At 67.6% G+C, this 13303-nt stretch carries 11 protein-coding genes; 10 read left to right on the forward strand and 1 reads right to left on the reverse strand.

Features of this window, described 5'->3' with window-relative positions:
* The 3 genes from L978_RS00290 to L978_RS00300 form a co-directional block, all read left to right on the forward strand.
* On the forward strand, positions 1-951 hold a 951-nt coding region (locus L978_RS00290; RefSeq protein ID WP_047519153.1), incomplete at its 5' end, for a molybdopterin-dependent oxidoreductase.
* Positions 952-1015: 64 nt separating this feature from the next.
* Positions 1016-2593 carry a methionine--tRNA ligase gene (gene metG, locus L978_RS00295; protein ID WP_047519155.1) on the forward strand — a complete coding sequence of 526 codons (1578 nt, stop codon included), beginning with the start codon at positions 1016-1018 and terminating at the stop codon, positions 2591-2593.
* 14 nt (positions 2594-2607) lie between these two features.
* Positions 2608-3483: a TatD family hydrolase gene (locus L978_RS00300; protein ID WP_047519157.1), complete on the forward strand. Its 876-nt coding sequence runs from the start codon at positions 2608-2610 to the stop codon at positions 3481-3483.
* A gap of 136 nt (positions 3484-3619) precedes the next feature.
* On the opposite strand, the gene L978_RS00305 is transcribed toward L978_RS00300, so the two are convergent.
* Complete coding sequence (locus L978_RS00305; RefSeq protein WP_047519159.1) at positions 3620-4879, reverse strand: MFS transporter; 1260 nt, start codon at positions 4877-4879, stop codon at positions 3620-3622.
* 54 nt (positions 4880-4933) lie between these two features.
* Between L978_RS00305 and rsmA the strand changes: the two genes are divergently transcribed.
* The 7 genes from rsmA to L978_RS00340 all read left to right on the forward strand — a co-directional run bounded on the left by rsmA (position 4934) and on the right by L978_RS00340 (position 13291).
* On the forward strand, positions 4934-5827 hold the full coding sequence (rsmA, locus tag L978_RS00310; protein ID WP_047519161.1) for a 16S rRNA (adenine(1518)-N(6)/adenine(1519)-N(6))-dimethyltransferase RsmA: 894 nt from the start codon (positions 4934-4936) through the stop codon (positions 5825-5827).
* Positions 5824-6891 (forward strand): L-glyceraldehyde 3-phosphate reductase, encoded by a 1068-nt coding sequence (mgrA, locus tag L978_RS00315; RefSeq protein WP_047519163.1) that lies wholly within the window; start codon positions 5824-5826, stop codon positions 6889-6891. The genes rsmA and mgrA overlap by 4 nt, the downstream gene beginning before the upstream one ends.
* A 7-nt stretch (positions 6892-6898) precedes the next feature.
* Positions 6899-7831: a 4-(cytidine 5'-diphospho)-2-C-methyl-D-erythritol kinase gene (locus tag L978_RS00320; RefSeq protein ID WP_047519165.1), complete on the forward strand. Its 933-nt coding sequence runs from the start codon at positions 6899-6901 to the stop codon at positions 7829-7831.
* A gap of 118 nt (positions 7832-7949) precedes the next feature.
* Positions 7950-8963: a LacI family DNA-binding transcriptional regulator gene (locus L978_RS00325; protein WP_047519167.1), complete on the forward strand. Its 1014-nt coding sequence runs from the start codon at positions 7950-7952 to the stop codon at positions 8961-8963.
* Positions 8964-9120: 157 nt separating this feature from the next.
* Positions 9121-10746, forward strand: a complete 1626-nt coding sequence (gene mmsA / locus L978_RS00330) for a multiple monosaccharide ABC transporter ATP-binding protein (protein ID WP_407665276.1) — start codon at positions 9121-9123, stop codon at positions 10744-10746.
* Positions 10743-12113 (forward strand): multiple monosaccharide ABC transporter permease, encoded by a 1371-nt coding sequence (mmsB, locus tag L978_RS00335; RefSeq protein ID WP_047519171.1) that lies wholly within the window; start codon positions 10743-10745, stop codon positions 12111-12113. Before mmsA ends, mmsB begins: the two co-directional genes overlap by 4 nt.
* Before the next feature lie 62 nt (positions 12114-12175).
* Positions 12176-13291: a substrate-binding domain-containing protein gene (locus L978_RS00340; RefSeq protein ID WP_047519173.1), complete on the forward strand. Its 1116-nt coding sequence runs from the start codon at positions 12176-12178 to the stop codon at positions 13289-13291.
* Positions 13292-13303 lie beyond the last annotated feature (12 nt).

Below are 13303 nucleotides of genomic sequence, written 5' to 3' on the forward strand. Positions count from 1 at the left end.
GCGCTGCGGCTGCCCTCGGCGGCACGCGTGGCAGCGGCGGTTCCCGCCGGTGCCGAGCTGGGGATACCCGGCCTCGCCCCTGTCGTCACTCCGAATGCGGACTTCTACCGCATCGACACCGCGCTCATCGTGCCGCGGGTGGACCCGGCCGACTGGTCGTTGCGCATCCACGGGATGGTCGAGCGCGAGATGGAGATCACCTGGGACGAGTTGCTCGCGATGCCGATGCAGGAGTCCGACGTCACGCTCGCGTGCGTGTCGAACGAGGTCGGCGGATCCCTGATCGGCAACGCGCGCTGGCTCGGGCTCCCCGTGCGGGAGCTGCTCGCGCGCGCGGGCGTCGACGCCGATGCCGACATGGTGCTCTCGACCTCGGCCGACGGGTTCACGGCGTCCACACCGATCGAGGCCCTCACCGACGACCGCGATGCGCTGCTCGCGATCGGGATGAACGGCGAGCCGCTGCCGATCGAACACGGCTTCCCGGTGCGGATGGTGGTGCCGGGGCTGTACGGCTACGTGTCCGCCACGAAGTGGGTCACGCAACTGGAGGTGACACGGTTCGACCGCGCCACCGCCTATTGGACGACACGCGGATGGTCCGAGCGCGGACCCATCAAGCTGCAGTCGCGCATCGACGTCCCTCGCCGCGGGCAGCAGGTCACCGCGGGGGATGCGGTCATCGCGGGGATGGCCTGGCAGCAGCACGTCGGCATCGCGGGAGTGGAGGTGCGTATCGACGACGGGCCGTGGCGCGCGGCCGAGCTCGCGACCGCGATCTCCACCGACACGTGGGTGCAGTGGAGCCTCGACTGGGTCGCGGAGAGCGGCACACACACCATCGAGTGCCGGGCGCTCAACGTCGACGGCGAGACTCAGACATCCGATCCTGCGGCTCCCGCCCCCGACGGCGCACAGGGTTGGCATCGCATCGACGTCTCGGTGGCCTGAGCGCGGGATGCGACCGCCGCCCACACGGCGTAACGACGCCCCGCATCCCACCTAGAATTGCTCCATGCCCGCAGGCGAATCGTTCTACATCACCACACCCATCTACTACCCGTCCGACGTGCCCCACATCGGCCACGGGTACACGACGGTGGCCGTCGACACGCTCGCACGGTGGCACCGCCAGGCGGGCGACGACACCTGGATGCTCACGGGCACCGACGAGCACGGCCAGAAGATGCTGCGGGCGGCCGCGGCGAACAACGTCACGCCGCAGGAGTGGGTCGACAAGCTCGTCAGCGAGAGCTGGTTCCCGCTGCTGACCACGCTCGACGTCGCCAACGACGACTTCATCCGCACCACCCAGGAGCGCCACGAGACGAACGTGCAGACGTTCTTCCAGCGCCTGTACGACCGCGGCTACATCTATGCGGGCGAGTACGAGGCGCTCTACTGCGTGGGCTGCGAGGAGTTCAAGCCCGAGTCGGAGATCGTCGACGGCACCGGTCCCTTCGAGGGCCTGAAGGTGTGCGCCATCCACTCGAAGCCGCTGGAGCTGCTGCAGGAGAAGAACTACTTCTTCAAGCTCAGCGAGTTCCAGGACCGGCTGCTCGAGCTCTACAAGACGCGACCCGACTTCGTGCGCCCCGACTCGGCGCGCAACGAGGTGGTGTCGTTCGTGAGCCAGGGCCTCAAAGACCTCTCGATCTCCCGGTCGACCTTCGACTGGGGCATCCCGCTCCCGTGGGATGAGTCGCACGTCATCTACGTGTGGGTCGATGCGCTCCTGAACTACGCCACGGCCGTCGGCTACGGCTCCGATGAAGAGACCTTCGAGCGTCGCTGGCCCGCCTACCATGTGGTCGGCAAGGACATCCTGCGCTTCCACGCCGTCATCTGGCCCGCTCTGCTGATGGCGGCCGGCCTCGAGGTGCCGCAGGGCGTCTTCGCGCACGGCTGGCTGCTGGTCGGCGGCGAGAAGATGTCGAAGTCGAAGCTGACCGGCATCGCGCCGACCGAGATCACCGATGTCTTCGGGTCCGACGCCTACCGCTTCTACTTCCTCTCCGCGATCGCCTTCGGACAGGACGGGTCCTTCTCGTGGGAAGACCTGTCCGCCCGCTACCAGGCTGAGCTCGCCAACGGCTTCGGCAACCTGGCTTCGCGCACGACGGCGATGATCGAGAAGTACTTCGAGGGCATCGTGCCGCCGGCGGCCGAGTACACCGAGAAGGACCTCGCCATCCAGAAGATCGTCGCGGAGGCGGCGGCGAACGCGGATGCGGCGGTCACGCAGTTCCGCATCGACGAGGCCATCGCCGCGATCTGGACGATCGTGGACGCCCTCAACGGCTACATCACCGAGAACGAGCCGTGGGCGCTGGCCCGCGACGAGGACCAGCGCGCGCGTCTGGGCACGGTGCTCTACACCTGCGCGGAGGGGCTGCGCGCACTCGCCGTGCTGCTGTCGCCCGTGATGCCGCAGTCGACCGAGAAGCTCTGGATCGCGCTCGGCGCTGCGGAGACCCTGGGCCGTCTGCAGGATCAGCCGATCCGCGAGGCCGGAGCCTGGGGTGTGCTGCGCCCCGGTACCAGCGTCAACGGCCTCGCACCGCTGTTCCCGCGGGTGGAGTCCACGGCCTGAGCCGGTCGGACGAGATGGCGGACACCTATGTGCGCGAGCGCTCGGGCGACGGACGCAAGGATCTGAAGTACCCGGCCGCCCCCGAGCCGCTGACGGTTCCGGTGTACGACAACCATGCGCACCTGGAGATCGTGGACGGCGACGAGCCGCTGTCGCTGACCGAGCAGCTCGATCGGGCGGCGGCGGTGGGCATCGCCGGTGTCGTGCAGGCCTCCGGCGACATCGAGTCCTCGCGGTGGGCCGTCGAGGCCGCGGCCGCCGATCCGCGAGTCCTGGCTGCGGTCGCGATCCATCCGAACGACGCGCCGACGTATGCGGAGGAGGGGCGTCTCGACGAGGCGATCGCGGTGATCGACGAACTCGCCGCGCATCCGCGCACCCGCGCGATCGGCGAGACCGGGCTCGATTTCTTCCGCACGGAGCCGGAGCGACGGGCTCCGCAGTTCGAGTCGTTCGAGGCGCACATCGATCTCGCGAAGAAGCACGGCATCGCCATGCAGATCCACGATCGGGATGCGCACGACGCGGTGCTGGAGACCCTCGCCCGTGTCGGTGCTCCAGAGCGGACGGTCTTCCATTGCTTCTCGGGAGATGACGCGATGGCACGCATCTGCGCGGACGCCGGCTACCACCTGTCGTTCGCGGGCAACGTCACGTTCAAGAACGCCCAGAACCTGCGCGACGCGCTGAAGGTCACGCCCCTCGATCGCCTCCTGGTCGAGACGGATGCGCCGTTCCTGACCCCCGTGCCACTGCGGGGCCGACCGAACGCGCCCTACCTCGTCCCGATCACGGTGCGTTTCATGGCGGCCGAGCTCGGTGTGGAGGTGGATGAGTTGTGTGCCCAGCTTGCCGAGAACACGCTCAGGATCTACGGTTCGTTCGTCTGAACCTGTTCCACCGGCTTCGCAGTACACGTGTCGGGAGTTTGCTCATATGTCGGAGCAAAAGGGCGATTCCTCCCGACAAGCGCCCATCCTCCCGACAAGTGCGCAGCGGATGCCCGGTCGGCGAGGGGCGGAAGGATCAGGCGGCGTCGATCGGATCGGGATCGGCAACCGGCTTCGCGCTCACGATGTGTGAGATCGGCTTCCACACCAGCAGCAGTGTGAGTGCCGCGCCGCCGAACGCGAACCACCACGGGGCGGTCAGGCCCCAGACCTGGGCGATCACGCCGCCGAGCGCCTGCCCGACGATCATGCCGCCGAAGACTCCGACCATGTTCACGGAGGCCACGCGACCCTGAAGCTCAGCGGGGACCAGCCGCTGCCGGACGGTGGTCGAGATCGTCGCCCACACGAACGCGTACGCGCCGAAGAAGAACATGATGATCAGCGCGACCCAGCCGGTGGTGGTCAGCGCGAACGACAGATGCATGAGCACTTCGAGCGAGAGCACGATGCGCATCAGGGTGGCGAAGGACACGTGCCGTTCGAGCCACCCGAAGCTGAGGGTCGCGAGGATCCCGCCCGCCGCCGATGCGGTCGTGAGTGCCCCGTACCCGACGGCGCCCATCTGCAGGTGTTCCGTCGCGTAGAGCACGAGCACACCCCAGGGAGCTGCCCACGTGATGTTGAAGACGAGGATGATCAGCACGAGCATCCGCACCGGGGGATTGCGCCACAGCCACCGCAGCCCCTCGGCGATGTCGGTGTGCACGGGCGAGTGGGCCTCGGCGGCTCGGGGCGGCACGGGCGTCTTCGCCATGCGGGAGATGAGGACGACCGCGAGGGCCACGCACACCGCTTCGAGCAGGAACGGCCAGGCCATGCCCGCGGCGAACAGGAACGCGCCCAGCGGGGGACCGGCGAACTGATTCGCGACCAGATAGCCGGCCTGCAGGCGGGCGTTGCCGATGCCGAGGTCGGCGGGCTTCACGAGCATCGGCAGGAGGGTGCTCCCCGTCGTGTCGACGAACACCTCGGCGGTGCCGTACAGGAAGGCGACGGCGAGCACGATCCAGATGTTCGCGGCGCCCGTGACGAGGAACACGCACAGCGCGACGAGGACCACCGCGCGTGCGGCGTTCGCGAGCATGACCAGGCGGCGACGGTCGAAGCGGTCGGCGATCGCCCCCGCGTGCAGGCCGAAGAGCAGCCACGGGAGGAACTGCAGGATCGCCCCCGTCGCCACCAGCATGGGCGATGACGTCATGGATGCGATCAGCAGGGGCGCGGCGGCGAGAGCCACTCCGTCACCGACGTTGCTGGTCCACGACGACGCGAGCAGCCAGCGGAAATCCCGACCCATGCGACGTGGGGCGACGATCTCTCCGAGTGATGGCACCAGAGAAGACTACTGACGGCGGGGGACATCTGCCGCGTGGGGGACAATGGGAGGATGACCGTCACCCTGCTCGGCGCCACCGAGATCCGCCGCCTCGCCGCTGAGCTCGACGTCACTCCGACGAAGAAGCTCGGCCAGAACTTCGTCACGGACGCCAACACCGTCCGCAAGATCGTGCAGGCGGCCCGCGTGCAGCCGAGCGAGCGCGTGGTCGAGGTCGGCCCCGGACTCGGCTCGCTCACGCTGGCGATCCTGGAGACCGGGGCTTCGGTCACCGCAGTCGAGATCGATCATCGCCTCGCCGCGCGACTCGCCGAGACCGCCGCCGCGCACGGCGTGGAGGCCGAGCGGCTCACGGTCGTCGACGCCGACGCCCTGCGCATCACCGAACTGCCCGGAGAGCCGACCGTGCTGGTCGCGAACCTCCCGTACAACGTGTCGGTGCCGGTGCTGCTGCACTTCCTCGAGAGCTTCCCCTACCTGCAACGCGGCGTGGTGATGGTCCAGGCCGAGGTCGCCGAGAGGCTCGCCGCCGAGCCGGGCTCCAAGATCTACGGGTCGCCCAGCGTCAAGGCCGCCTGGTACGGCGAGTGGAAGCTCTCCGGCACCGTCTCCCGCCAGGTGTTCTGGCCGGTGCCGAACGTCGACAGTCTGCTCGTCGGCTTCGACCGTTCCGAAGGGGAGCGGGGGACCGAGGAGGAGCGTCGCCGCACGTTCCGGATCGTCGATGCGGCGTTCAACCAGCGCCGCAAGATGCTCCGCCAGGCTCTGTCGGGGATCTTCGGCAGCTCCGCAGCGGCGTCCGACGTGTTGATCGCCGCCGGTGTCGCACCGACGGCGCGGGGCGAAGACCTCACCGTCGAGGACTACCACCGGATCGCGCAGCAGGCGGCGGCGTCCGATGTCCTCGACGACGACGTCGCCTCACCCAGTAATCTGGCACCGTGACCGACTCCCCCCGCTTCCGCCCCGATGTCCCCGAGCTGCACCGTCCGTATGCCGCGGACGAGAGCCGCTATCAGCAGTTCGCCTACCGCCAGGTCGGCACGTCCGGCCTGTATCTGCCCCCGATCTCGCTCGGGCTGTGGTGGAACTTCGGCGACAACATCCCGCTCGACAACCAACGCGCACTGCTGCGCCACGCGTTCGACCGCGGCATCACGCACTTCGATCTGGCGAACAACTACGGCCCGCCCTACGGCTCGGCCGAGAAGAACTTCGGTCGCATCTTCGCGGAGGACTTCCGTCCGTACCGCGACGAGCTGATCATCTCGTCGAAGGCCGGCTGGGATATGTGGCCCGGCCCCTACGGCGACTTCGCGAGCCGCAAGTACATCCTCGCCAGCGCCGAGCAGTCGCTGACCCGCATGGGCCTCGACTACGTCGACATCTTCTACTCGCACCGGGTCGACCCGGTCACCCCGATCGCCGAGACGATCGGGGCGCTCGACACCCTCGTGCGCCAGGGCAAGGCGCTCTATGTGGGCATCTCGTCCTACAGCGCCGAGCGCACGGCCGAGGCCGTCGCGGTCGCGAAGGACCTCGGCACACCGCTGGTCATCCACCAGCCCGCGTATTCGATCCTCAACCGCTGGGTGGAAGACGGCCTGACCGACACCCTCGAGCAGTCGGGCCTGGGTGCGATCGCCTTCACGCCGCTGGCACAGGGGCTGTTGACCGACAAGTACCTGGGGGACGGCACGGCGGAGCGTGCGCAGAAGCGCGGTTCGCTGCCGGACGGGCGCCTCACCGACGAAGCCGTGCAGACGCTGCGTGCGCTGAACGAGGTCGCGAAGGGGCGTGGTCAGTCCCTCGCCCAGCTCGCGCTGCAGTGGACGCTGCGCAACCCCGTCGTGGCTTCCGCCCTGATCGGCGCCTCGCGTCCCGAACAGCTCGACGAGAACATCGCCGCGGTGAACGGACCCGCCTTCCAGACGGAGGAGCTCGCCCGCATCGATGAGCTGGCCGGCGCGATCGACGTGAATCTGTGGGCGAAGTCCTCGGAACTGTGATCCGCTCATGAGCCTCGCCGCGTCCACCGACTCCGTGCACGTACGCGCACCGGGCAAGATCAATGTCTTCCTCGGGGTCGGCGGTCGGCACGACGACGGGTATCACGCGCTGGCGACGGTCTTCCAGGCGGTGTCCCTCTACGAAGACGTCATCGCGCGCCCCGCTGACGAGTTCTCGGTCACCGTCTCCGGGGTGGAGGATGTCGACTCGGTTCCGCTGGACGACCGCAACTTGGCGATGCGCGCGGCCAAGCTCCTCGCCGTCGCCGCGGATCATCGAGGCGGCGTCGCCCTCGAGATCCGCAAGAGCGTGCCGGTCGCCGGCGGCATGGGCGGAGGCTCGGCGGATGCCGCTGCCGCCCTGGTCGCCTGCGATGCGCTGTGGGGAACGGGGTTGTCACAGGCACGGCTGCACGACCTCGCCGCCCGTCTCGGTGCAGATGTGCCGTTCGCCCTGCACGGCGGCACCGCGGTCGGAACCGGGCGCGGCGACCAGTTGAACCCTGCGCTCGCCCGCGGACGCTTCGACTGGATCCTGGTGCCCAGTGAGGAGGGCTTGTCGACGCCCGTCGTCTACGGGCGCCTCGACCAGCTGCGCGAGGAGGAGGGCGCGCTCGCCGACGATCCGCCACTGTCGCTCGACGTGCCGATCCCGGTCCTGCAGGCGCTCCGGTCGGGCGACCCGGCGCAGCTCGCCGCGTGTCTCGAGAACGATCTGCAGCCCGCAGCCCTCTCCGAGCGTCCCGATCTCGCCGACACGATCGCGCAGGGGGTCGCCGCCGGAGCGCTGCAGGGCATCGTGTCCGGCTCGGGGCCGACCGTGGCGCTCCTGTGCCCCGATCCGGAGACGGCCCAGGACGTGCAGTCCGCTCTGCGGGCGTCCGGATTCGATCCCCTGCACGTGCACGGCCCGGTTCCGGGCGCCCGCATCATCGGCTGACCGGCGGTGCCCGCGGACGACCGTCCTGCGCAGCGACCGTGCTCGAAAGATGCACCTGCGCGCCCCGGCAGACATAATGAAGTGACGATGTGACCGTGCACACGCGAGGAGGCACCTGATGTCCAGTGCAGCCGAGCGTGCGCGGCAGCCGAGCATCCGCGATGTCGCCCGCCTCGCCGGGGTGTCTCATCAGACGGTCTCCCGAGTCCTGAACGACCACCCGAGCATCCGCCCCGAGACGAAGGCCAAGGTCCTCGACGCGATCTCCGTGCTCGACTATCGGCCGAACCTCGCCGCCCGCGCTCTGGTGACCAGCAAGTCGAACGTTCTCGGGATCCTGTCCGCGACGATCGGGGAGTTCGGGCCGACCTCCTCGATCGCGGGCATCGAGGATGCGGCGCGCGAGGAAGGCTACGCGGTCTCGACCCTCAACCTCCCGGCGACGACGCCGGAGGCGATCGGCAACGCGGTGCGCCAGCTGGCGCGCGAGCAGGTGGACGGGATCGTGGTGCTCGCCCCGCAGGTGCGTGTGTTCCATGTCCTCCGCGGTATGTCGGTGGACATGCCTTTCGTCACGCTGCAGACCGCGTCGGGATCCGACGGGGTGAGCCTGTCGGCGGATCAGGTGGCGGGGGCCCGGGCGGCCACGGAGCATCTGATCTCCCTCGGCCACAGCGACATCCTGCACCTCGCGGGCCCGCAGGACTGGATCGAGGCGGAGTCGCGCATGCGCGGCTACCTCGACGGTCTGCGTGAGGCGGATCTGCCGACGTTCCCGCCGATCCGCGGGGACTGGACCGCCGACTTCGGGTACTTCGCAGGCAAGGAGCTCTCGCGACGGCGGGACTTCACGGCGGTGTTCGCCGCCAACGACCTGATGGCGATCGGGCTCATGCACGGCTTCCGCGACGCCGGACTCCGTGTGCCGCACGACGTGAGCGTGATCGGGTTCGACGACATCCCGGTCGCCGCGCATGTGGCTCCCACACTGAGCACGGTTCATCAGGACTTCCCGGAGCTGGGCCGGCGCGCCGTGCGGATCCTCCTCGCACAGATCCGCGGCGAGGAAGCCCCGGCGTTCGGGCCCTTGCAGACGGTGCTGCGCGCGCGCGAGTCCGCCGCCGCTCGCTGACGGGTTCGTACCGCGCTCCGCGCGACGTTCGAGATCATCGAATCCTTTCGATCCCTGGCCTCGCCTGGACGCGCGGGATCGTGCGGATCGCGGTAGGGCCACGGTCGGTATCCGAAATACCGGAGCGGACTTGACAGCGCTTCGTCGTGAGTGGACGATGTATTTCAATGTGAACGGTCACATCGAAGGTGACCGCACGTCGCAAGGAAGATCCGTGAGCACCACAGCAACGTTGCCTACCGTGTCAGGCCCCATCCTGGAGATGCGCAGCATCACCAAGGAGTTCCCGGGCGTCAAGGCGCTCGCCGACGTCTCGATCACCGTCCGCGCCGGCGAGATCCACGCCATCTGCGGCGAGAACGGCGCGGGGAAGTCGACTCTGATGAAGGTCCTCTCCGGGGTGTACCCCTACGGGACCTACGAGGGGGAGATCCTGCTCTACGGCCAGGAGCAGAGGTTCAAGGACATCGTCGCCAGCGAGCAGGCCGGCATCGCGATCATCCACCAGGAACTCGCGCTGATCCCCGAGCTGTCCGTCACCGAGAACATCTTCCTCGGCAACGAGATCCAGCGCGGCGGACGCATCGACTGGCAGGCCCAGAAAGAGCGCACGATCGAGCTGCTCGCCCGCGTGGGCCTGAACGAGGACCCGGATGCGCAGATCAAGACGCTCGGTGTCGGCAAGCAGCAGCTGATCGAGATCGCGAAGGCGCTCAACAAAGACGTCAAGCTGCTGATCCTCGACGAGCCGACCGCCGCCCTGAACGAGAACGACTCGCAGCACCTGCTCGACCTGATCCTCGGGCTCAAGGCCAAGGGCATCGCGTCGATCATGATCAGCCACAAGCTCAACGAGATCGAGCAGATCGCCGACGAGATCACGATCATCCGCGACGGTCGCACGGTCGAGACGCTCGACATCTCCCGTGGTGAGATCAACGAGGACCGGATCATCCGCGGCATGGTCGGTCGGTCGTTGGAGAGCCGCTACCCGGATCGCACCCCCGAGATCGGCGAGGTGTTCTTCGAGGTCAAGGACTGGTGGGTGCAGCACCCGACCGTCCCGGAGCGCATGGTCGTGAAGGGGTCGAACATCACCGTCCGACGCGGCGAGGTCGTCGGCATCGCGGGACTCATGGGCGCGGGGCGCACCGAGTTCGCGATGAGCCTGTTCGGCCGCTCCTACGGCACGTTCCTCTCGGGCACACTGATCAAGGACGGCCAGGAAGTCGTGCTGCCCGACGTGGCGTCGGCGATCAAGCACGGCCTCGCCTACGTGAGCGAGGACCGCAAGGTGCTCGGGCTCAACCTGCTCGACACGATCAAGAGGTCGGTGGTCGCCGCGAAGCTCTCGAAGATCGCCAAGCGCGGCGTCGTCGATGCGCGCGCCGAGTTCGCCGTGGCCGAGGACTATCGCAAGGCCCTTCGCATCAAGACCCCGTCGGTCGAAGAGGGCGTCGGCAAACTCTCCGGCGGCAATCAGCAGAAGGTCGTCCTGGCGAAGTGGATGTTCACCGACCCCGACCTGCTGATCCTCGACGAGCCCACCCGCGGTATCGACGTCGGCGCGAAGTACGAGATCTACGCGATCATCAACGAGCTCGCGGCGCAGGGCAAGGGCGTCATCGTCATCTCGAGCGAGCTTCCTGAGCTCCTGGGCATCTCCGACCGCATCTACACCGTCTTCGAAGGTCGGGTCACCGACTGCATCCCGGCCGATCAGGCGACACCTGAGGACCTCATGCGCAGCATGACCTCCGCGACCCAGAAAGCAACCGCATGACCACCGACACCACCGCAACGAAGCGCGGCTTCCACTTCAAGGACATCACGAAGATGTTCGGAGGCGGTCAGTCGACCCTCCGCCAGTTCGGCATCCTCGGCAGCCTCGTCGTCATCCTCGTCGTCTTCCAGGTGCTGACCTGGATCGTCAAGGGCACGGGCCTCACGCTGTCCTCGGGCAACCTGATCAACGTCGTCAACCAGTACTCGTACATCCTGATCCTCGCGATCGGCATGGTGATGGTCATCATCATGGGCCACATCGACCTCTCGGTGGGGTCGGTGGCCGCGTTCACCGGCATCGTGGTCGCGAAGGCCATGGCCGACTGGAACCTCCCCTGGCCGCTCGGTGTGCTGCTCGGCCTCGGGGTCGGCGTGCTGGTCGGTGCCTGGCAGGGGTTCTGGGTCGCCTATGTCGGGGTGCCGGCGTTCATCGTGACGCTGGCGGGCATGCTGTTCTTCCGCGGTGCGAACCAGTGGGTCGGTGACTCGCAGTCCGTTCCCGTGCCGCAGGGCTTCAAAGTCATCGGTGCCGGGTACCTCCCTGAGCTGCCGTTCATCCCCGTGCCGTTCAACGTGTTCACCATGCTGCTCGCGCTGCTGGGTGTCGCGTGGATCGTGTTCTGGGAGATCCGCACCCGGCGCGTGCAGCACAAGATGGGGGCCGAGACGGCGCCGCTGTGGGTGAGTGTCACCAAGGTCGTGCTCATCTCGGCCGTGATCCTGATCGCGGGCTGGCTGTTCGCCACCGGGCGTGAGGGGACCAGCTTCCCGATCTCGGGCATCATCCTGCTCGCCCTGGTGATCCTCTACTCCTTCATCACCAACAACACGGTCTTCGGTCGTCACATCTACGCGGTCGGTGGCAACCGGCAGGCCGCGCGCCTGTCGGGTGTGAAGGACCGCTGGGTCGACTTCTTCGTGATGATGAACATGTCGGTGCTCGCGTCGCTGGCCGGCATGATCTACGTCGCCAGGGCGACGGCCTCCGGTCCGCAGGACGGCAACGGCTGGGAGCTGGATGCGATCGCCTCGGTCTTCATCGGTGGCGCGGCTGTCTCGGGCGGTATCGGAACCGTGATCGGGTCGATCATCGGTGGTCTCGTCATGGCGTTCCTGAACAACGGCCTCGCCCTGCTCGGCGCCGGCGCCGACGTGGTGTCGATGATCAAGGGTCTGGTGCTCCTGTTCGCCGTCGGTGTCGACGTGTGGAACAAGCAGCAGGGTCGCCCGTCGATCATCGGCTTCCTGACGCGTCGATTCGGACGCAAGCAGGATCCGGCCACCGACACGTTTGATCCGACCAAGACGAACTATCCCACCAGCCAGAAGTACGAAGCCCCCGCCGTCGACGAGACGCGCGGTTAGGAGAGGTCGCTTCGCGCGGCGCTCGCGTGACACGACCTTCACACACCAGAGAAAGAGATCACATGAAGAAGATTCTTCTGTCGGCGACAGCGCTTGTCGTCGCGGGCGCCTTCGCCCTCACCGGCTGCTCCTCGGAGCGCGGCGGTGGCACGGACTCGGGATCGGGGGACGAGGCCAAGGGTTTCGCCGCTGACGCCACGATCGGTGTCGCCCTTCCGGACAAGACCTCGGAGAACTGGGTCCTCGCCGGTCAGCTGTTCACGGACGGTCTCAAGGAGGCCGGCTTCAAGGCGGACGTGCAGTACGCGCCCGCCAGCAACACGGTCGCGGAGCAGCAGAACCAGATCCAGGCGATGGTCACCGGTGGCGCCAAGGTCATCATCATCGGTGCGAAGGACGGCAAGCAGCTCGCCACGCAGGTCGAGGCCGCTCGTGACGCGGGCGTGACCGTCATCGCCTATGACCGTCTGATCGAGAACACGGAGGCCGTCGACTACTACGTCGCGTTCGACAACTTCAAGGTCGGTCAGCTGCAGGGCCAGGCTCTGCTCGATGGACTCGCCGAGCGTGCGGGACACGAGGCTCCGTACAACATCGAGCTGTTCTCGGGCTCGCCGGATGACGCGAACTCCGCTGTGTTCTTCAACGGCGCGATGGACGTGCTCCAGCCGAAGATCGACGACGGCACGCTCAACGTCGTCTCCGGCCAGACCGAGATCGCCCAGACGGCGACCGAGGGCTGGAAGGCCGAGAACGCCCAGCGTCGCATGGACTCGATCCTCACCTCGACGTACAGCTCGGAGACGCTCGACGGTGTCCTCTCGCCGAACGACACGCTCGCTCGCGCCATCATCACCTCGGTGCAGCAGGCCGGGAAGCCGGTCCCGGTGGTCACGGGTCAGGACTCCGAGGTCGAGTCGGTGAAGTCGATCATGGAGGGCATCCAGTACTCCACGATCAACAAGGACACCACGCTCCTCGTCGAGCAGTCGATCAAGATGGTCGGCCAGCTCCAGAAGGGTGAAGAGGTCGACGTCAACGACACCGAGCAGTACGACAACGGCGTGAAGGTCGTTCCGGCTTACCTGCTCGACCCGATCATCGTGACCAAGGAGAACGCGGCAGAGGCATACGCCAACGTCCCGAGCCTCCTCGAGATCGTGAAGTCGTACCAGTAACGCGCACGGCAC

This window comes from Microbacterium sp. ZOR0019, from assembly GCF_000800925.1.
Taxonomy (GTDB): domain Bacteria; phylum Actinomycetota; class Actinomycetes; order Actinomycetales; family Microbacteriaceae; genus Microbacterium; species Microbacterium aurugineum.